We start from the raw sequence: 18713 nt of genomic DNA on the forward strand, positions 1-18713 counted from the left end.
GTATGTTTCTATCGACGCATGGCGACCCACCACGTGGCCCGGTTGAGCCGGGCGACCATCGACTACCGGGAGTACGGCGAAGGTGCACCGGTTGTGTTCGTGCACGGCCTGCTGCTCAACTCGAACCTGTGGCGCGTCGTCGCGCCTGCTGTCGCCGAAGCCGGAAACCGTTGCATAGCACCGGACTGGCCGCTCGGAGGGCACTCGCGACCGGTGCCTGCCGCCGACCTGACCCCGCCGGGCGTCGCCGACCTGATCGCCGAGTTCCTGGACGAACTGGGCTTGCGGGACGTCACGCTCGTCGCCAACGACACCGGCGGCGCGCTCGTTCAGCTTCTGCTGACAAGGAATCCCGAGCGCGTCGGCCGGGTCGTGTTCACCCCGTCGGACTGCTTCGACCACTTCTTCCCGCCGCTGTTCGCGCCGCTGCCGAAGCTCGCCCGCGTGCCGGGATTCGCGTGGATCATGGCGACCGCGCTGCGCTCCCGGCTGGTCCAGCGGTCCCCGCTCGGGTTCGGTTCGGTGGCGAAAAAGCCTGTCCCGCAGGAGATCGTGGACTCGTACCTGATGCCGAGCCGGACGAGCGCCGGGGTGCGCGCTGACCTGACGCGCTTCGTCCGGACCGTCCACAAACGACACACCATCGAGGCGGCGGGCAAGCTCGGTGCCTTCACCAAACCGGTGCTGCTGGCGTGGGCGAAGGACGACAAGGTGTTCCCGGTCGAGCTCGCGCACCGGCTGGCCGCGGTGCTACCGAACGCGACCGTCACCGAGATGGGTGACACCCTGACGTTGGTTCCGGAAGATCAACCGGATGAACTCGCCGAACTGATCGTGAAGTTCATCGAGAGCGAGTAGCAGGCAAACTGGGCGGCATGCCGCGAACCCAGCAGGACCGCTCCAAGGCGACGCAGGCAGCGCTGATGAAGGCGGCGCGGCCGATGTTCGCCGAGCGCGGCTACGCGAACGTCGCCGCGGACGAGATCGTCGCGGCAGCCGGGCTGACCCGTGGTGCGCTGCACCACCACTTCAAGGACAAGCAGGGCCTGTTCCGCGCGGTGTTCGAGCAGATCGAGACCGAGCTGTCCGACGAGATCGACGCCGCCATCGCGACGGCGGACGACACCGCGACGCGGATGGCGATCAGCCTGCGGACGTTCCTCGACGTGTGCGAACGCCCGGAGGTGCTGCGGATCGCCTTGCTGGACGCGCCGACCGTGCTCGGCTGGGACACCTGGCGGGAGATCGAGTCCGAGCACGGCCTGAAGCTGATCAACCGCCTGATGACGCAGGCGGCCTCGGAAGGCGTGCTGGCGCACGAGCCCTCCGAGGTGCTCACCCGGTTCGTGTTCAGTGTTCTCGTCGAGGCCGTGATGGTGATCGCGCACGCCGACGACGCGACCGCGGCACGGGCCCAGGTCGAGCAGTCGCTCGGCATCGTGCTGTCCGGTTTGTTCAGTGCGCCTGGTTGAGCTGCTCGGCGGTCAGCCTGCGCGGCAGCATCAGGCTCAGCAGCGCCACCACGACGAGCACGCCGACCGCGATCCAGGTCGCGCTGCGGAAGCTGCCCACATAGGAGGCGGCGTCCGGGGTTGAGCCGAGCGCGTTGAAGAACACCACGCCGAGCACCGCGATGCCGATTGAGCTGCCGAGCTGGTCGGCCGCGTTGATCGTGCCGGACGCCGCGCCCGCGTCACCGCCGTCGATCTCCGCACCGGCCATGGCGAAGATCGGCCCGACCACCGCGCCCATGCCGATCCCGCCGAGCAGCAGCCACGGCGCCAGGCCCCAGTAGCCGATCCCGATGTCCATCCTGAGCACCAGGACGGCGACGGCCGCTGCCATCACGAGCGCCCCGGCAGTCGTGACGTACCGGCCGAACCGCATGACGAGCGTGTTGCTGGGGACGACCGACAGGACCACGCCGAGCGAGAACGGCAGGGACGTCAGCCCGGCCTCCATCGGCGTGTAGCCGAGACCGAGTTGGAGCGTCAGCGCATAAGGAAGGAAGAACCCGGCCATCGCGGCGAAGAACAGCGCGGCGACGGCTGTGCCCGCGCTGAACCCGCGCGAGCGGAACAACCGCATCGGCACGAGCGCCGAACCGCCACGCGCGCGCGAGCTGTATATGAACAGTGCGAACACCGGCAGCGAAGCGGCCATCGACAGGAAGGTCCACAGTGGCCAGCCCAGTTCGCGGCCCTGCACGAGCGGCACCAGCACCAGCGCCAGCGCGGCCGTGACCAGCAGCATTCCGCGCAGGTCCGGCTTGATCGCGTGCGACGAGCGGGTCTCGGGCACCACCGCGGCCGCGATCACCAGCGTGATCAGGCCGACCGGGACGTTCACCAGGAAGATCGCGCGCCAGCCGAGGCCCCACAGGTCGTGCTCGAGCAGCAGGCCGGACGCCAGCGGCCCCACCACGGAAGCGAACCCGGCGATCCCGCCGAACAGCCCGCCCGCGGCGGCCCGTTCCGACGGCGGGAACGTCGCGTACATGGTGCTCAGCACCTGCGGGATCATGATCGCCGCGGACAACCCCTGGAGCAGGCGCGCCCCGACGAGCACCTCCGAGGTCCACGCGATCCCGCAGAACAGGGAGAACACGGTGAACGCCGCCATCCCGAGCAGGAACATCCGTTTCCGGCCGTACAGGTCGCCCAGCCGCCCGCCGGTGATCAGCCCGACCGCGAACGCGAGCGTGTACCCGGCGGCGACCCATTGGGTCGCCGCGGATCCGGTGTTCAGGCTGTGGCTGATCGCGGGTAAGGCGACGTTGACGATCGTCGTGTCGAGCAGGTCCATGAACCCGGCGATCATCAGCACGGCCAGTGCGGCACGCCGGCGCGGGTGCCCGGTGGCGTTGGTCTCGGAGAGTGGTGTCGCCAGCGCGCTCGTGCTCATGGGCGTTTCCTCCGGTTATGATGTCTTCAGAAGAGAGCTTGTCAGTGACTAAGTCTCTTAGTTTGTAAGATACCTAGAGGCTAAGAGGAGTGGTGTGCCATGTCAACCTCGGCTGAGCGCGGCACGTATCCGGTGCCCCCGGACGAGTTGGCGCGGTTCGCCAACATGGCCCGCGAGATGAGCGGCCTCACCGTGCTGTTCCACTCCCGGATCGCCGAACAGATGGGCGTCTCGGCCACCGACTACAAGTGTCTGGACATCGCGATGCGCGTGGACGAGCCGCTCACCGCCGGGCAGATCGCCAAGATGTCCGGGCTGTCGACGGGCGCGGTGACCGGCGTGATCGACCGGCTGGAGAAGCACGGGTTCGTGCGGCGCGTGCGTGACCCGCACGACCGGCGCAAGGTGCTCGTCGAGGTCACCAAGATGGACGAGACCAAGTACGCGCACATGTTCATGGGCGCCATGGAGAGCATGCACAACGTGCTGTCCCGGTTCACCCCGGAGGAACGCGAGGTCGTCGAACGGTTCCAGCGCGTGTCCATCGAAGGGTTCCGCGAGGAGGCGTTCGCCGGGCTGGACAATGGCTGATGCCCAGATTCAGGTTCGCCGAGGCCGCCAAGCTGCTCGGCGTGAGCGACGACACCATCCGGCGCTGGGTCGACGCGGGTGAGCTCTCGTCGAGCCTCGACGCCTCTGGCCGGAAAGTCGTGGACGGTGCGGAACTGGCCGAGTTCGCCAGGGCGCACGCGAACGAGGTGCCCGATCCGTCCGGAATCGGCCGATCGGCCCGCAACCGCTTCGTCGGCCTCGTCACGTCCGTCGTCGTCGACAAAGTGATGGCACAGGTGGAAATGCAGTGCGGGCCACATCGAGTCGTGTCGCTGATGTCCGCCGAGGCCGTGCGGGAACTCGGTCTTGAACCGGGCTCGCTGGCGGTCGCTGTGGTGAAGGCGACCACCGTGATGGTGGAAACCCCTTAGTCCACGTCGGATACCTTCTTTGTATGGGTTTCCTGGGGCGTATCAAGCGGGGGTTCGGACGGGGGCGCACACCCGAGGAGCAGTTCACCGACGATTTCGTGGCGACCATCAACCGGCTGCCGGGCATCGCGAAGATCACCAGGACGGACGGGTTCGGCATCGACGTGCGCAGGGTGGGGGAACCCGGCGCGCACTCGATCTTCCTCGGCAACCTGTTCGCCGAAGTCAGCCACCTCTCGCCGGCCGAACGCAAGGAAGCGGTGCACCAGTTCGTCGCCGCCATGTTCTCGCAACCGGACGAGCCGGAGAGCTGGGAAGCGGCCGCGCCGCGGCTGCGGCCGGTCCTGCGCACCGCCTCGTACGCGCAGGCGGGCCAGGTCGGCGGGATCACCGTGGCCAGCCGCCCGTCCATGCGGCACCTCGTCGAGATGATCGTGATCGACCACGAACACCGGATGAGCCTGGTCAACTCCGACAGCCTCGAGGAGTGGGGCGTCACGTTCGACGAGGCGTACCAGCGCGGCGCGCAGAACCTGATGGTCGAGGGAACGCATCTGGCCCGGTTGGACAACGGCGTGCTCGCGGTGGCCAGCGAGGACACCTACGAGTCGTCCCGGCTCGTGGTGCCGGGCTGGCTGGCCGGACTCGGTGACGAGGTCGGGATCCAGCCGGTGGCCGTGGTGCCGTCACGGGACATGATGCTGATCGCCGACGAACGCGACGACGCCGCCGTGCAGTGGATGCTCGACGAGGCGCTGAAGATCTTCGCCGACCACCCCCGATGGCTCTCGCCCGTGCCGTACAAGGCGGACGAGGACGGTGACATCGTCGCCTGGAAGCCGCAGCGCGGGCAGCCCGCGTACGCCGCGGTCCGCCTGGCGGAACGGACACTGGAGACGTACGAGTACCGCGAGCAGCGCACCCGGATGGAGAAGCTGTTCCGGCAGGCGGGCGAAGACCTCGAGGTCACCGCGTACGAGGTCGGGACGGGCCCGGACGGGATCGCGCGCAGCTGCACCACGTGGCCGAAGGGGCACGACGCGCTGCTGCCGTACGCCGACGACATCCTCTTCCCGGCCGACAGCGAGCCGTTCCGGGTGTCGTGGTCGGCGGCGGCCGAGGTCCTCACCGGCGAGTGGGAGGAAGCGCTGACCACCCCGCCCCGGCGCCGGACACTCCGGTGGCCGGACGAGCAGGTGCTGGCTCGCCTGCGTTCCCAGTCCTCCGGCGTGTAGCCCTCGGGCTGGCTAGTCCTCGGGGGTGTAGGGGAGGGGCACGATCAGGCACGGGCCGCCGACGAACAGGCCGCCGTCGATCCCGAGGACCTTGCCGCCCGCGTACTCGTAGGGCGCCTCCACCTGCGCGGGGAGGATGCCCAGCTGGTCGGCGATCACGCTGTGGCCGTGCACGATCTGCTTGCCGCCGAGGATGTCCATCAGCTGCTCGGCCACCTCGGGGCCCTGCGGCCCGCGGAACGAGTACCGGGTGGTCATCCGGCGCCAGCACTCCCACCACCCGGCCAGGTCGTCGGACCGCAGCAGCTCGAGCACGGCGGCGTTGATCTCCTCGACCGTCTCGCCCCACTGCAGGTACTCGATGGTGTCCGAGTGCATCAGCAGGTGGTCGCCGACCAGTGCGAGCACCGGCCGTGAGGTCAGCCAGTCCAGGTGCTCGGCGGTCAGCGCCTCCTGGTCGCTGGCCTGCCCGCCGTTGATCTCCCAGCTGCGGGCGAAGCTGCGCGGGCCGAAGTCGGACGGCACGTCCGTGTCACCGAACTTGTGCATCCCCAGCAGCAGGATCTCGTGGTTGCCCAGCAGGCTGTCGACCTGCCCGCCCGCCTCCCGGGCCTGGGCGCAGAGGCGCATGACCAGGTCGATCACGCCGACGCCGTCCGGGCCGCGGTCCACGAAGTCGCCGAGGAACCACAGGTGGTCCGCACCGCCCGACCAGTTCGCGTCCTCGTCGACCAGGCCGAGGGCACGCAACGCGCCCGCCAGCTCGGCGCGGTGTCCGTGCACGTCCCCGATCACATAGGTCCGTCGCTCATCCCGCACACCAACAGACGATACGAGCATCCGTCAGCCGAAGGGATTCAAGGTGTGCCCAACGAGGTCGGCGATCGAGTTGATCACCCTGGTCGGCCGGTACGGGAACTGGTCGGCGGAGATCTCGGTCGAGATCCCGGTCAGCACCAGGATGGTGGCCAGCCCGGCGTCCAGGCCCGCGCGGACGTCGGTGTCCATCCGGTCGCCGATCATCAGGGTGTTCTCCGAGTGGGCGCCGAGCGACCGCAGCGCGGAGCGCATCATCAGCGGGTTCGGCTTGCCGACGTAGTACGGGGAGAAGCCGGTCGCGCGTTCGATCAGCGCGGCGACGGACCCGGTCGCGGGCAGCGAGCCCTCCCGGCTCGGGCCGGTGGCGTCCGGGTTGGTCGCGATGAACTTCGCGCCTTCTTCCACCAGGCGGATCGCGCGGGTGATCGCTTCGAAGCTGTACGTCCTCGTCTCGCCGAGCACGACGTAATCCGGGTCACGATCGGTCAGCACGTAACCGACTTCGTGCAACGCCGTCGTCAGGCCCGCTTCACCGATCACGAACGCCGAACCGCCTGGTCGCTGCGAGTCCAGGAACTGCGCGGTGGCCAGTGCCGACGTCCAGATCGAGGTCTCCGGAACGTCGAGACCTGTCCGAAGCAGCCGCGCGCGCAGGTCTCTTGGCGTAAAAATAGAGTTGTTGGTCAGAACGTGGAACCGGATGTCGTTGGCACGCAGTTCGGCGAGGAACTCGTCCACTCGGGGCACCAGGTGTTCCTCGTGGACGAGTACACCGTCCATGTCCATCAAGTAGTTCCAGGTCATGGGGACATGATCGCAGTGCCGCACGCCACAAGCCCTTTCAACCGCACCTGTCGGGCTTGACCGGCCATCCGGCGGACGATACTAATGGCGACTGGAGTAACGGCGAGGAGTCGAGTTGGGTCGCAGGCACAAGCCGAGTCGCTGGCCGGTCAACTGGACCGTCGTCAGCATTGCCGCTGTGCTCACTCTGGTCATCGGCATCGTCATCGCTCTGCTGTCCAGCACCGAGAAGCGCAGCGGAATCGTGGTACCCGCGCCCAGTTCGGCGCCGCCCGCGTTGATCAGGCCGACGGGTTGATCTTGCCACACCGGCCGGAACTGGGCCTAAGGTGAGATAGACCACATCGTCGGGAGGCCCGCCGTGTCCGTTCCCAGCTACGCCTCGGGTACATCGACTGTGCCTCTGCTCGGGGAGACCATCGGGGACAACTTCGCCCGGACGGTGGCCGCGTACCCGGACCGGGACGCGCTGGTGGACCGGGCGGCGGGCCGCAGGTGGACGTATCGCGAGCTGTCCGAGGAGGTCGACGCGGTCGCGCTCGGCCTGCTCGGGAAGGGTGTGCGCAAGGGGGACCGGGTCGGCATCTGGTCGCCCAACCGTGCGGAGTGGACCTTCGTGCAGTACGCGACCGCGAAGATCGGCGCGATCCTGGTCAACATCAACCCGGCGTACCGGGTGCACGAGCTTTCCTACGTGCTCAACCAGTCCGGCATCCGCACCCTGGTCTCGGCGTCGGCGTTCAAGGCGTCCGACTACGCCGCCATGATCGAGCAGGTCCGGCCGGACTGCCCCGCGCTCGCCGACGTCGTCCTGCTCGACAGTCCTGAGTGGACCGCACTGGTCGACGCCGGCCGCGCGGCCGATCCCGCGGCACTGGCCGGGATCCGGCTGTCACCGGATGATCCCATCAACATCCAGTACACGTCCGGCACGACCGGTTTCCCCAAGGGTGCGACGCTCTCGCACCACAACATCCTCAACAACGGCTTCTTCGTCGGCGAGACCTGCGGGTACACCGAGCAGGACAAGGTGTGCATCCCGGTGCCGTTCTACCACTGTTTCGGAATGGTGATGGGAAACCTGGCGTGCACGTCGCACGGCGCGTGCATGGTCATCCCGGCGCCGTCGTTCGCGCCCGCGGAGACGCTCGCCGCGGCTGCCGGCGAGAAGTGCACGTCCTTGTACGGCGTGCCGACGATGTTCATCGCGATGCTGGCCGAGGCGGACTTCGAGTCGTACGACCTGTCGAGCCTGCGGACCGGGATCATGGCCGGTTCACCGTGCCCGGTCGAGGTGATGAAACAGGTCATCGAGCGGATGGGGATGAACGAGGTCACCATCTGCTACGGCATGACCGAGACGTCACCGGTGTCGACGCAGACCACCGCACAGGACACACTGGACCGTCGCGTGTCCACAGTGGGCAGAGTGCACCCGCACCTCGAAGTCAAGGTGGTCGACCCGGAGACCGGGCTGACCGCGCCGAGGGGCACACCCGGCGAGTTCTGCACCCGCGGCTACTCGGTGATGCTCGGCTACTGGGAGCAACCGGGCAAGACCGCGGAGGCCATCGACGCGGCGCGCTGGATGCACACCGGTGACCTCGCGGTCATGGACGACGAGGGCTACCTGAGCATCACCGGCCGGATCAAGGACATGGTCATCCGCGGCGGCGAGAACGTGTACCCGCGGGAGATCGAGGAATTCCTCTACACGCACCCGGACATCCTCGACGCGCAGGTCATCGGCGTGCCCGACGAGCGCTACGGCGAAGAGCTGATGGCGTGGGTCAGGATGCGGGACGGCGCGGAGGCGTTGACAGCGGAGGCGTTGAAGGCGTTCTGCGCCGGGAAACTGGCGCACTACAAGGTGCCGCGGTACGTCCACGTGGTCGACGAGTTCCCGATGACGGTCACCGGCAAGATCCGCAAGGTCGAGATGCGCGAGACGGCGAGGGAGATCCTCGGGCTGTGAACGGTGGTGCCGGACCGGCACCACCGCCGCTCGTCACGAGCTGATCAGCCGGTACTTCTGGTTGGCCTGCTGGTAGCCGATGCACTCCCACTGGAGCACGGGCGTGCCGTCGGCCGTCGAACTGCCTGCGATGTCGAGACATTTGCGGCTGTACACGTGCACCGGGAAGAACCGGTAGTAGCCGCCGTCCACCGCCCATTCGATGCGCCACCGCTGGTTGGTCTGGTTGTCCCCAAGGCAGGCCCACTGCTGGATCGGCACACCGTCGCCTGTCCCGGCGCCTGAGACGTCGAGGCATTTGCCGCTGTGCAGGGCCGAAACGCGGTAGACGCCGTTGCCCGCGTCGATGAGTTTCCACAACTGGTTGGACTGCTTGTTGTCGCCGCAGGTCCGTTGCACCACACGGGCGCCGTCCTGCACGGCACCGACCCCGCCATCGACCTCGATGCACTTGTCGCTGTGCTGGGCGCGGATCTGGAAGAAAACCACCGCAGACGCCGTGCCACCGGCAGCGGTGACCAGTCCGAGCGCCAGTGCCAGGACAGCGAGTACCGATCTGAGTCTCATCGCGGTTCCCCTCTTCTCTGCCCGATTCGCCGGTCACTTCCGGCGTGCCCCATCGTGAGGATGGAGTGGTGCTGGGGAAAGGTTTCGGTCCGTTGAGCGGAACACCCACCCGAGGGGAACCGGAATGGCTGGAGCAAGGCGCGGTGTGCTGGACGGTGCGTTCGTGTTGTTGGAGGAGCTGGCCAGGGCCGGTGAGGCCGGGCCGAGCGGGCTCGCCGAGGCCGCCCGGCTGCCCAAGGCCACCGCGCACCGGCTGCTGGGCCAGCTGGCCGGGGTCGGCGCGGTGGAGTCGCGATCGGGCCGGTACCGGATCGGGCCGCGGATGTTCCACGTCGGCGAGGGCTGGCGGCCAGCGGCTGCCCTGCGCGCGGCGGCACTCCCGCCGCTGCGCCAGCTCGCCGCGAGCATCGGCGGCGCCAGCGTGAACGTGAGCGTGGTGGACGCGGGGCAGATGCTGATCGTCGCCGCCGTCCGCGGCGACGCCGACGACGTGGTGGAGCTGCGGCCGGGATTCCGGCTTTCCGGACAGGAATTCTCCTGCGTGTCAGCGGTTTCCAGTGCACCGGTCGTGCACGCGGCAACGGGCGGGGTCGTCGCGTGCGTGAACGCGCGGGTGCTCGGACCCGGCCAACTGGCGGGGATCGAACCGCTGGTCCGGCGTGCCGCGAACATCGTCAGCGCCCGCCTGGCCACCACGAACCCGGCGCTGTTCGCGTGGTGACATAGGCTGGGTTCGTGACCAAGTGGGGAGTTGTGGCCACCGGCCGGATCGCGGACGTCGTCACGTCGGACATGGCGCTGGTGCCCGACGCCGAGGTACTCGCGGTCTCCTCGCGCAGTACCCCGAAAGCCGAGGAGTTCGCCGGGAAACACGGCATACCGCGGTTCTACGGCGACTACCACGACATGCTCGCCGACCCGGACATCGAAGTCGTCTACGTCGCCACCCCGCACAGCAGCCACTACGTCGTGGCTCGCAACGCCTTGCTGGCAGGCAAAGCCGTGCTGTGCGAGAAGCCGATCACCGTGGGCCTCAAGGACGCGGAGAAACTCGTCGAACTGGCCCGCAGGCAGAACCTCTTCCTGATGGAGGCGATGTGGACCCGGTTCAACCCGTTGGTCAGGCTCATCCGGGAACTGGTCGCCGACGGCGTGATCGGCGCGGTCCGCAGCGTCCACGCGGACTTCGGCGCGCCCTTCGAGCACGACCCCGCGCACCGGCTGTGGGACCCGGCCGCCGGTGGCGGATCACTGCTCGACCTTGGCGTCTACCCGGTCTCCTTCGCCCACATGCTCCTCGGTGCGCCGAAAAGCGTTGCCACCCAAGGAACCCTGATCGACGGTGTGGACGCGGAAGCCGCGCTGATGCTGCGCTACCCCAACGGCGCCTTCGCGCAGCTGTCGTCCTCATTGGTCGGCTACTACCCGATCGCGGCGACGATCGTCGGCACGGCAGGGCGGATCGAGATCCCGCCGGTGTTCTACCGGCCGACCGAGTTCACCGTGGTCCGCCCCGGCCAGGACGACGAGAAGCACTCGCTCGAGCTGACCGGGCACGGCTACCAGTACCAGATCGCCGAGGTGAACAAGCGCGTCCAGGCAGGGGAGATCGAGAGCCCGCACATGCCGCTCGACGAAACCCTCGCGGTGATGCGGACGCTCGCCGAAGCGCTCGACAAGCTCGGCGTCAGCTACCCGTGACGGTCAGGTAGATCAACGCCAGGTTCAACGCGATCACCAGCGCGGCGATCACCCACGCCAGCACGGTCGTGACCCGGTGGTTGACGTTCTTGCCCATCAGCCCGCGCGCGGAAGTCAGCCGCACCAGCGGGATCAACGCGAACGGGATGCCGAACGACAGCACCACCTGCGAGATCACCAGCGCCCACGACGGGTCCACGTCGAAGGCCAGCAGCACGACCGCGGGCAGCAGCGTGAGCAGACGCCTGACCAGCAACGGGATCCGCTTGCGCAGCAGCCCGCCCATCACCACGGCACCGGCGTAGCAGCCGACCGACGTCGACGCCAGACCGGAAGCCAGCAGCCCCACGGCGAACAGCAACGCGATGCCGTGGCCGAGGTGCTGCCCGATGGCGTTGTGCACGCCGGAAAGCGTGTCCACACCGTCGATTCCGGACAGCGCACTGGCCGCCAGCAGCAACATCGCCAGGTTCACGGCCCCGGCGAAGACCATCGCTACACCGACGTCGTAACGGGTCGCGTTGAGCAGGCGCCCCAGCTGAGGCCCGGTCTGCAGGCCGTGCCGGTCACGCGCCAGCGCCGAGTGCAGGTACACCGCGTGCGGCATCACTGTCGCACCCAGCATTCCCGCGGCCAGCAGGACGCTCTCCGAACCCGCGAACTGCGGCAGCAGGCCGCCTACCACGCCGGATCCGGACGGCGGTGAGACGAAAAGCCCAGCGGCGAAACCGATCGCGATGATCAGCAGCAGGCCGGTGATGACCCGTTCGAACGGTCGTTGCCCGGCGCGGTCCTGCACCACCAGCAACGCGGTCGACACCACACCGGTGATCAGGCCGCCGACCAGCAGCGGCAGGTCGAACAGCAGGTTCAACGCGATCGCGCCGCCGAGCACCTCGGCCAGGTCGGTCGCCATCGCCACCACCTCGGCCTGCGCCCAGTAGGCCAGCCGGGTCGGCCGCGACAGCCGGTCACGGACCGCCTCGGGCAGCGACAGCCCGGTGACCAGGCCGAGTTTGGCGGACAGGTACTGCACTAGCCCGGCCATGATGTTCGCCACGACCACGACCCACACCAGCAGGTAGCCGAAGGTGGCCCCGGCCGCCGTGTTGGTGGCGACGTTGCCGGGGTCCACGTAGGCGATGGCCGCGACGAACGCGGGCCCCAGGAGCGCGGCTCCGGCCCGGAAGCGGGTGATCCTGGGTTTGATGGCACTGGCGAGTGACAAACGGACCTCCCACGACGAACCGGCCGACGTCGAGCTTACTGCAAACCGTTTGCAGTAGCGGTTTTGCTGGAGCCGCTCACCTCTGCGAAGACCTTCGCGTCCTCTTCGCCGAACTGGTCCTCCAGCACCTCGGGTGAGTAGTCCAGGTCGATCCGGGCGACCGGCGTGCCGCGGGCCGACGAGATGGCTCCGAGGCGGCGCTGGGCGCGGTCACCAGCGTAAACGACGTACTCCTGCGGGTCGGTCTCGAACGGGCGCGGCTCCTCGAACTGGTTGCCGACCCACTCGATCATGTTCAGCGCGATCGGCAGCAGCTCACCCATCCGCTCGGTGACCGCGTCGAACAGGGAGTCGTCCGCGGCCACGTGCCTGCGGCAGGTGAACGTGCCCCACGCCATGTGCCTGCGCTCGTCGTCACCGATCCGGCGGACCAGTTCCTGCATGCCCGGCAGGATGCCGCGGCTGGTGCAGATCTTCTGCCACGCGTAGTACCCGGTGAGCGCCAAGGTGCCCTCGATCACGTGGTTGTACGTCACCGATGCGCGGATCTGGTTGCGCGGACTCGGATCGTGTTCGAGCACGGCGAGCGATCCCGGCAGCTCCTCGTAGAAAAGCTTGCGGTAGTAGGGGTTTTCCGCGACGAACGGGTGCAGGTCGTCGGTCAGGCCGACCGCGTCCATCCACCGCCGGAACACTTCCGTGTGCTTGGCCTCCTCGAAGCAGAACTGCGTGAGGTACATCTCGTCGGAGATCCGGCCCTCCGCGGCCATCGCCTTCATGAACGGCTGGATGTCCTCGGTCACCGCCTCCTCACCCGCGATGAACTGGGCACAGAGGTACGTGGCCGATCGGCGTTCCTCGTCGGTGAGGGACTCCCAGTCGGCGCGGTCGCGGCTGAAGTCGATGTCCGCCGGGTTCCAGAACCTGGCGTTGCCCTTGACGAACAGCCTGAGCGGGAACGAGTCCCAGTTCAGCCCGCCCTTGCGCAACGACGCGAATCCGGTGCGGAGTTCGGCTTGGGTCTGCGTCATGTCCGGCTCCTTTGCCATGAACACGGATCGTCAGGAGTAGGCCTCGATCGCGGGCAGCACCACCGCGCACACGGCGTCCGCCGCTTCGGCGGGCGTGCCGCCGGGCAGCATCATGTGGCTGACCGCCAGCCGCACGATGGTCTCGGCGAGCAGCGCGGTGTGGTGCGGTGGCAGCGTCGGGACCCGTTGGGCCAGGTTGCGGCCCGCGTGGTCGATCGCCGGGCGGAGCACCGGCCCGGCCCTGGTGGTGAGCAACGGCAGCAGGTCCTCGGCCCGCGCGCCGCCGAGAACAGCGGCGACCAGGCGGTTTTCCCTGCCGTGCCGGACGATGTACTCGACCAGCGCGTGCAGGCCGTCGGCCACAGTGGTCGTCGTGCGCCACAGTTCCTCGCCGCCGTCGAGGAACTCCGAGACCGTCCGCAATGCGACCGCGTCGACCAACGCGGACTTGTTGCCGAACTCGTTGTAGACGGTCTGCCTGCTGACGCCGGCGCTGGCGGCGACGTCGACCATCCGCAGGCCCGCGAAACCGTGCTCGGCCAGCAGTTCCGCTGCCGCGTCCAGCAATGTTTCGCGCAGGGACAGGCGTACTCTTTCCGAGAACGGTGTGATCTCGGTCATGGTTCTAGTCTTTACACGGATAGTGATTCTGTCAACTATCTGTACTTGGGTGGTTCTCCTGTAAAGCCTCGTGGACCCCCTCGCCGGTCCTTTCCTTCGCCGGGTGGATTCCCCTCGCCGGGTGGCTGACCTCTGGGCAGGAGGGGTGGTTTGTGTCCTTCGTCTCTACAGCCCGGGTTCCAGGTGTGTGTCCTTCGGTGCGTGGGCGCTCCTGCCCGACGGGCAGGCGCACCCCGGAGCACCTCTCCGCGCTGGCGCGCTCACCGCTCGGGGCCGGTCTGCGTGCTTGTGGGCCTTCTTGTGGATTGCCGCTGTGGCTTGGCCTGCGGTTGCGCGCTCGCTGTTGGCCTGCGTGCTTTGTCTTGGCTCGCCGCTGTTGGTTGGTCTGCGGTTGCGCGCAATTAGGGTGATGGGATGACCGTGACCGTCGGCTTCGACCTCGACCTGACGCTGATCGACCCTCGCCCCGGCATCATCGAAGCGATGGTCGCGCTCGCTGCGGACACTGGCCTTCCGCTGGACGGCGAGTACGTCGCCGCCAACATGGGGCCGCCATTGCGCGACATGCTCGCCACCGTCGGCGTTCCCGAAGCCAGGCTCGACTGGTGCGTGACGCGGTTTCGTGCCACCTACCCGCAGATCGTGATCCCGACGACGGTCCCTATGCCCGGCGCGGTTGCCGCTCTCCAGGCAGTCAGGGCAGTTGGCGGCAAGACCGTCATCGTCACCGGCAAGTACCAGCGCAACGCCCAGCTGCACATCGACGCGCTTGGCTGGGAGATCGACCACCTTGTCGGCGACCTGTGGTCTGCGGGCAAAGCCGAGGCGCTCAAGCTGCACGGCGCGAGCATCTACGTCGGAGATCACATCGGTGACATGAAGGGCGCCACCGCGGCTGGCGCGTTCGCGGTCGGCGTCACGACGGGACCGTGCGACGCGGCCACGCTGACCGAGGCGGGCGCGGACGTCGTGCTCGACAGCCTCGCGGACTTCCCGGCCTGGTTCAGCGACGCCGCACCACGCTGAAGATCCCCAGCCCGAGACCGATCGGCAGCAACATCGCCGCGACGTAGAGCCACACGGACAGGTTCGACTGCCCGGAGGCGTACAGCACGAACACGGCGATGATCGCGATCAGGCCGATGGCGAACATCGTCATGGCTGCTGGCAACAGGCTGAACTTCGGCACAGCGAGCAGAGTATGCGCTACGCCAGAACCCCGGTTTGGCATAGGCTGTCACGACGCGTCCAGGGCGTGCCCGGGGCGCGTTAGTCGTGCGGCACGCCAGTGTGGAGCCGCGTGGCTGATGGAGTCGACGAGGGAACGGTGAGAGCTGTGCCGACCGGACGGGTCAAATGGTACGACTCGGAGAAGGGCTTCGGGTTCGTCACACAGGACGGCGGGGAGGACGTGTACGTCCGTGCTTCCGCGCTGCCGCCTGGCGTGACGGGACTCAAGGCGGGACAACGCATTGAGTTCGGGGTGGCGGACGGCCGCCGTGGCCCGCAGGCGCTTTCGGTCCGGCTGATCGACCCGATGCCGTCGGTCGTCGAGGCGAGGCGGCGCCCAGCCGAGGAACTGCACGGCCTCGTCGAGGACATGATCAAGATGCTGGAAGCGTCGGTGCAGCCGGACCTGCGGCGTGGCCGCTACCCGGATCGCAAGGCCACCAAGCGAATCGCCGAAGTCGTCCGCGCCGTCGCGCGGGAGCTCGACCCGTAACCACGCGCCTTCCCCCGTGGGCCCCCAATGCGACGCGTCGGGGGCACATTGTCATGCGCGGACCGTCAACGCCCAGCTGGCGTCGACGCCGTAGATGACCTCGTTGTTCTGGTCCGCGCCGAATCCGCCGATGCGCTGCACTTCCACGTGCATCAGCTGATCGCCCGCGGTCGGTGTGCGAAGCGTGTAGGCGTACGTCCCGCCGTCGCCGAACAGCGCCGAACGCGCCTTCTGCACGGAACCGTCGGCGGCGCGGTAGCGGAACACCACCAGCCACGGCGCTTGCGCGACCTGCTTGGGCACGTTGATGTTCAACGACTTCCCGCCCGGCACCGCCAGCTCACCCGTCGGCTTGCACTCCTCCAGCTTCGCGTCGCACACGGGCGACGGCGTGATCCGCACGGCTTCACCGTCCGCGAAGAACGTGACCTCGGGATCGTGGGACGGGGCGCAACCCGCGAGCAGCAGACCGCCCGCCACCAGCGAGGCAATTCCAAATCGGCGCACAGCGGCAGCCTACGTGGGCTCGGTGCCCGCCTGGCGCGCCGGGGTGGCCCGCCGCACCACGTTGAGCAGGGAATTCCCCTTCGTGGCCAGGATCGTCTGGACCATCCCGAGCGCAAGCAGCACCGACACCACCAGGAACCCGACCCAGAACGTGGTCGGCAGCAGCACACCCAGCGCGCCACCGAACACCCAGCCCATCTGCAGCACCGTCTCCGAACGGCCGAACGCCGACGCCCGCGACTCCTCCGGCAGGTCGTCCTGGATCACCGCGTCCAGACTGTTCTTCGCCAGCGCCGCCGCGGTCGACGCGATCAGGCTGACGATCGCCATCGTGCCGATGCCCGGCAGGATCGTGGCGACCACGGTCGCGGTGACACAGGCGACCACGCAGCCGAGCACCATCTGGTCCGGTCTGGCCACGTGCAGCCGCGCGCCGATCGCGTTGCCGCCGAAGCTGCCGACACCGGCGGCGGCCGCGATGATGCCGAGCAGCAGCAGTTGCTGGAACGCCTGCCCCTCGGTCTCCGCGCGGATGGCGAACGCCGAGAACATCATCAGGAAGCCGGTCAGGATCTTGACGGTGGCGTTGGCCCACAACGACACCACGACCTGCTGGCCCATCGGCTGGCGTTTGGGTCTTGTCGGCGTTGCCGACAGCGTCGCGGGCACTTCGCCCTCGGTGACCTCGACCCACGCCGGGATCCGCATGCCCTGCACGGCCCCGGCGACGCAGATGAGCGCGGTGAACCAGAGCGCGCCCGGCGAGCCGAACAGCTGCGTCAAACCGGCCGCGATGCCACCGAACACCATGCCCGCCGCCAGGCCGAACACCGTCAGCCGGGCGTTGGTTTTGGACAGCGTGATCTCCGGCGGCAGCACTCTCGGCGTGACCGCCGCCTTGAGGACCGTGAACGACTTGGACAGCACCATCTTGCCGAGCGCGGCCGGGTACAGCAGCCACGAGTCGAAGTTGGTCGCCATCACGATGCACATCAGCGCCTGGCCCGCGGACGCCACGCACATGGCCAGCCTGCGGCCGCGCTGGATCTTGTCGAGCGCAGGCCCGATCACCGGCGCCACCAGCGCGAACGGCGCCACGGTGATCAGCAGGTAGAGCGCGATCTTGCCCTTGCTGCTGTCCGCGCTCGCGGCGGCGAAGAAGAGCGTGTTCGCCAGCGCGACGGCCATCGCCGCGTCGCTGGCGTAGTTGAGCATCGTCGCGTACGTCAGCGACGTCAGACCGGACTTGTCGGCGCCGTCGGCGTTCGCCGCCCGCTTGAAGGCGTGCACCGCCTGCTGGGTCAGCTGCTTGCTGCGCAGCGCCGCCACCCGCGTGACCGTCAGCTTCTTCGGCATCTGCGGGATGCCGCCGCGCGGCAGGACCGCGGCTTCCGCGCCGTGGGTCGCCTCGGTTTCCGGCTCGGGCTGCGGCGGAGGGGGCGGCGGCTGCTGCCGGTTCGGCGGCGGCGCCTGCTCGTAGTAGTCGTACGGGCCCGTCTGGCCGCTGCGGGGGATCGGGTAGCCGTCCGGGCCGTACCGCGTCGACGGAGGCGGTGGTGGTTCCCGGCGCAACGGCGTGGTCTGCCGGAACTCCTCGGGAAGGGGCGGCGGGGGCGGCGGCGGTTGACGCCGGGCAGGCGGGGGCGGCGCGGGAGCGGGCGGCGGAGGCTGTTCCCGGTGGAACTGCCGGGGCTGCCGCGCGGTCCACTTCCGTCCCTTGGACCGGCTCTTGGCAGGCCGGTCCCCGCCGTTGTCGTCAGAGCCGGAGCGAAGCACCCCTCCATCCTGCCTTAGTGGCTCGCAGCCCACACACGGAGTTACTCACGATGCCGTGACGAACTTCACCCGGAACATCTTCGGCCACAGTTTGCCGGTGACCAGGAATTCGTCCGTGCCGCGGACGGCGGCGATCCCGTTGAGCACGTCGGCGCCTGCCCGCTCGTCGCGCGGCAGCAGCCCAGCGAGGTCGATGGTGGCCGTGACGTCGCCGGACGCCGGGTCGATCCGCACGATGGTCTCGGTCTGCCAGACGTTCGCGTAGACCCCGCCGGGGGTGCACTCCAGTTCGTTCAACCTGGTGACCGGCTGGCCCGCCGAGCGCACCCGCACCTCGCCGACCTGGGCGAACGACTCAGGGTCGCGGAAGGCGAGCTTGTCCGAGCCGTCGCTCATCACCAGCCGCTGCCCGTCCATGCACAGCCCCCAGCCCTCGCCGCTGTACGGCACCCGCCTGACCTCGGCCAGCGTCTGCTTGTCACGTTGGATCGCGACGCCGTCCTTCCAGGTCAGCTGCCAGATCTTCGACCCGGCGACGGTCAGGCCCTCGCCGAACATGGGCGGGGGCAGGTCGACCTTCCTGGCCACCTCGGCGGTGCGCGGGTCGACCTCGCGCACGCTGGACCCGCCTTCGAGGCCGGTGCCTTCGATGAGCCGGTCGCCGTCCAGTTCGAGGCCCTGGGTGAAAGCTGTCGAGTCGTGCGGCAGGACCGCCAGCACTTCGGCGCGCAGCTTCACGGGGGTGTTCGGCGCGGCTTGCGGGGCAGTACTCGTGCCACACGATGCGACCAAAACGCAGGCCGTGAGAACAAGAAGCACCTTCACGCCGGAAGCGTGAC

Annotated in this window: 21 protein-coding genes; 10 read left to right on the forward strand and 11 right to left on the reverse strand. The window is 68.5% G+C overall.

The features are described from left to right. The first annotated feature begins 18 nt into the window (after positions 1-18). Positions 19-858, forward strand: a complete 840-nt coding sequence (locus AOZ06_RS02945) for an alpha/beta fold hydrolase (RefSeq protein WP_054287989.1) — start codon at positions 19-21, stop codon at positions 856-858. Positions 859-875: 17 nt separating this feature from the next. Then, positions 876-1472 (forward strand): TetR/AcrR family transcriptional regulator, encoded by a 597-nt coding sequence (locus tag AOZ06_RS02950; protein ID WP_054287990.1) that lies wholly within the window; start codon positions 876-878, stop codon positions 1470-1472. Here the strand turns inward: AOZ06_RS02950 and AOZ06_RS02955 are convergent. Continuing rightward, entirely contained in the window at positions 1456-2904 is a 1449-nt protein-coding gene (locus AOZ06_RS02955) for an MFS transporter (RefSeq protein WP_054287991.1), read from the reverse strand. The genes AOZ06_RS02950 and AOZ06_RS02955 overlap by 17 nt on opposite strands. Before the next feature lie 99 nt (positions 2905-3003). Here AOZ06_RS02955 and AOZ06_RS02960 point away from each other — a divergent pair, with 99 nt between their 5' ends. The 3 genes from AOZ06_RS02960 to AOZ06_RS02970 are packed head-to-tail and all read left to right on the forward strand — an operon-like array spanning position 3004 to position 5122. Then, positions 3004-3495 carry a MarR family winged helix-turn-helix transcriptional regulator gene (locus AOZ06_RS02960; RefSeq protein ID WP_054287992.1) on the forward strand — a complete coding sequence of 164 codons (492 nt, stop codon included), beginning with the start codon at positions 3004-3006 and terminating at the stop codon, positions 3493-3495. After that, positions 3495-3887, forward strand: a complete 393-nt coding sequence (locus AOZ06_RS02965; RefSeq protein ID WP_054287993.1) for a TOBE domain-containing protein — start codon at positions 3495-3497, stop codon at positions 3885-3887. The genes AOZ06_RS02960 and AOZ06_RS02965 overlap by 1 nt, the downstream gene beginning before the upstream one ends. Before the next feature lie 23 nt (positions 3888-3910). Further along, positions 3911-5122, forward strand: coding sequence for a DUF1444 family protein (locus AOZ06_RS02970; RefSeq protein ID WP_054287994.1), 1212 nt, complete (start codon positions 3911-3913; stop codon positions 5120-5122). A gap of 12 nt (positions 5123-5134) precedes the next feature. Here the strand turns inward: AOZ06_RS02970 and AOZ06_RS02975 are convergent, their stop codons facing one another. After that, positions 5135-5941, reverse strand: coding sequence for a metallophosphoesterase family protein (locus tag AOZ06_RS02975; RefSeq protein ID WP_236952055.1), 807 nt, complete (start codon positions 5939-5941; stop codon positions 5135-5137). A 24-nt stretch (positions 5942-5965) separates the two neighbouring features. After that, complete coding sequence (locus AOZ06_RS02980; RefSeq protein ID WP_054287996.1) at positions 5966-6745, reverse strand: HAD-IIA family hydrolase; 780 nt, start codon at positions 6743-6745, stop codon at positions 5966-5968. A 361-nt stretch (positions 6746-7106) separates the two neighbouring features. Here AOZ06_RS02980 and AOZ06_RS02990 point away from each other — a divergent pair, with 361 nt between their 5' ends. After that, positions 7107-8720: an AMP-binding protein gene (locus AOZ06_RS02990; RefSeq protein ID WP_157232771.1), complete on the forward strand. Its 1614-nt coding sequence runs from the start codon at positions 7107-7109 to the stop codon at positions 8718-8720. Positions 8721-8753: 33 nt separating this feature from the next. On the opposite strand, the gene AOZ06_RS02995 is transcribed toward AOZ06_RS02990, so the two are convergent. Then, positions 8754-9287, reverse strand: a complete 534-nt coding sequence (locus tag AOZ06_RS02995; RefSeq protein ID WP_054287999.1) for an RICIN domain-containing protein — start codon at positions 9285-9287, stop codon at positions 8754-8756. Between the two features lie 124 nt (positions 9288-9411). Here AOZ06_RS02995 and AOZ06_RS58300 point away from each other — a divergent pair, with 124 nt between their 5' ends. Further along, positions 9412-10008, forward strand: coding sequence for a helix-turn-helix domain-containing protein (locus tag AOZ06_RS58300; protein ID WP_083471473.1), 597 nt, complete (start codon positions 9412-9414; stop codon positions 10006-10008). Between the two features lie 14 nt (positions 10009-10022). After that, positions 10023-10988, forward strand: coding sequence for a Gfo/Idh/MocA family protein (locus tag AOZ06_RS03005; RefSeq protein WP_054288001.1), 966 nt, complete (start codon positions 10023-10025; stop codon positions 10986-10988). Here the strand turns inward: AOZ06_RS03005 and AOZ06_RS03010 are convergent. Genes AOZ06_RS03010 through AOZ06_RS03020 form a run of 3 tightly spaced genes read right to left on the reverse strand, consistent with a single transcriptional unit; the run spans position 10975 to position 13868 of the window. Further along, entirely contained in the window at positions 10975-12216 is a 1242-nt protein-coding gene (locus AOZ06_RS03010) for an Nramp family divalent metal transporter (RefSeq protein WP_054288002.1), read from the reverse strand. The genes AOZ06_RS03005 and AOZ06_RS03010 overlap by 14 nt on opposite strands. 35 nt (positions 12217-12251) lie before the next feature. Further along, on the reverse strand, positions 12252-13247 hold the full coding sequence (locus tag AOZ06_RS03015) for a R2-like ligand-binding oxidase (protein WP_054296384.1): 996 nt from the start codon (positions 13245-13247) through the stop codon (positions 12252-12254). Between the two features lie 30 nt (positions 13248-13277). After that, positions 13278-13868, reverse strand: coding sequence for a TetR/AcrR family transcriptional regulator (locus AOZ06_RS03020; RefSeq protein WP_157232772.1), 591 nt, complete (start codon positions 13866-13868; stop codon positions 13278-13280). A gap of 414 nt (positions 13869-14282) precedes the next feature. Here AOZ06_RS03020 and AOZ06_RS03025 point away from each other — a divergent pair, with 414 nt between their 5' ends. Continuing rightward, the gene (locus AOZ06_RS03025) at positions 14283-14894 is read left to right on the forward strand and encodes an HAD family hydrolase (protein ID WP_054288003.1); all 612 of its coding nucleotides are present in this window, start codon (positions 14283-14285) and stop codon (positions 14892-14894) included. Here the strand turns inward: AOZ06_RS03025 and AOZ06_RS03030 are convergent. Then, positions 14872-15057: a hypothetical protein gene (locus AOZ06_RS03030; RefSeq protein WP_157232773.1), complete on the reverse strand. Its 186-nt coding sequence runs from the start codon at positions 15055-15057 to the stop codon at positions 14872-14874. The two genes, AOZ06_RS03025 and AOZ06_RS03030, sit on opposite strands and share 23 nt — an antisense overlap. 147 nt (positions 15058-15204) lie before the next feature. Here AOZ06_RS03030 and AOZ06_RS03035 point away from each other — a divergent pair, with 147 nt between their 5' ends. Further along, positions 15205-15591, forward strand: coding sequence for a cold-shock protein (locus AOZ06_RS03035; protein WP_054288005.1), 387 nt, complete (start codon positions 15205-15207; stop codon positions 15589-15591). A gap of 51 nt (positions 15592-15642) precedes the next feature. Here AOZ06_RS03035 and AOZ06_RS03040 read toward each other — a convergent pair whose 3' ends face one another. From AOZ06_RS03040 to AOZ06_RS03050, 3 genes are read right to left on the reverse strand one after another with little or no spacing between them, the layout of a single operon-like run. Then, a complete protein-coding gene (locus AOZ06_RS03040) occupies positions 15643-16098 on the reverse strand; it encodes a DUF2771 family protein (RefSeq protein WP_083471474.1) in 456 nt (151 codons plus the stop codon). 9 nt (positions 16099-16107) lie between these two features. Continuing rightward, positions 16108-17874 carry an MFS transporter gene (locus AOZ06_RS03045; RefSeq protein ID WP_083471475.1) on the reverse strand — a complete coding sequence of 589 codons (1767 nt, stop codon included), beginning with the start codon at positions 17872-17874 and terminating at the stop codon, positions 16108-16110. Positions 17875-17919: 45 nt separating this feature from the next. Further along, positions 17920-18699, reverse strand: a complete 780-nt coding sequence (locus AOZ06_RS03050; protein ID WP_054288007.1) for a glutaminyl-peptide cyclotransferase — start codon at positions 18697-18699, stop codon at positions 17920-17922. Between the last annotated feature and the right edge of the window lie 14 nt (positions 18700-18713).

It is taken from the genome of Kibdelosporangium phytohabitans (genome assembly GCF_001302585.1).
GTDB lineage: Bacteria > Actinomycetota > Actinomycetes > Mycobacteriales > Pseudonocardiaceae > Kibdelosporangium > Kibdelosporangium phytohabitans.

What these genes read in the sequence shown, in the direction of transcription:
- AOZ06_RS02945 (WP_054287989.1), top strand. Translation starts at nt 19, where the DNA reads ATGGCGACCCACCACGTGGCCCGGTTGAGCCGGGCGACCATCGACTAC.
- AOZ06_RS02950 (WP_054287990.1), top strand. Translation starts at nt 876, where the DNA reads ATGCCGCGAACCCAGCAGGACCGCTCCAAGGCGACGCAGGCAGCGCTG.
- AOZ06_RS02955 (WP_054287991.1), bottom strand. Translation starts at nt 2,904, where the DNA reads ATGAGCACGAGCGCGCTGGCGACACCACTCTCCGAGACCAACGCCACC.
- AOZ06_RS02960 (WP_054287992.1), top strand. Translation starts at nt 3,004, where the DNA reads ATGTCAACCTCGGCTGAGCGCGGCACGTATCCGGTGCCCCCGGACGAG.
- AOZ06_RS02965 (WP_054287993.1), top strand. Translation starts at nt 3,495, where the DNA reads ATGCCCAGATTCAGGTTCGCCGAGGCCGCCAAGCTGCTCGGCGTGAGC.
- AOZ06_RS02970 (WP_054287994.1), top strand. Translation starts at nt 3,911, where the DNA reads ATGGGTTTCCTGGGGCGTATCAAGCGGGGGTTCGGACGGGGGCGCACA.
- AOZ06_RS02980 (WP_054287996.1), bottom strand. Translation starts at nt 6,745, where the DNA reads ATGACCTGGAACTACTTGATGGACATGGACGGTGTACTCGTCCACGAG.
- AOZ06_RS02995 (WP_054287999.1), bottom strand. Translation starts at nt 9,287, where the DNA reads ATGAGACTCAGATCGGTACTCGCTGTCCTGGCACTGGCGCTCGGACTG.
- AOZ06_RS58300 (WP_083471473.1), top strand. Translation starts at nt 9,412, where the DNA reads ATGGCTGGAGCAAGGCGCGGTGTGCTGGACGGTGCGTTCGTGTTGTTG.
- AOZ06_RS03015 (WP_054296384.1), bottom strand. Translation starts at nt 13,247, where the DNA reads ATGACGCAGACCCAAGCCGAACTCCGCACCGGATTCGCGTCGTTGCGC.
- AOZ06_RS03020 (WP_157232772.1), bottom strand. Translation starts at nt 13,868, where the DNA reads ATGACCGAGATCACACCGTTCTCGGAAAGAGTACGCCTGTCCCTGCGC.
- AOZ06_RS03025 (WP_054288003.1), top strand. Translation starts at nt 14,283, where the DNA reads ATGACCGTGACCGTCGGCTTCGACCTCGACCTGACGCTGATCGACCCT.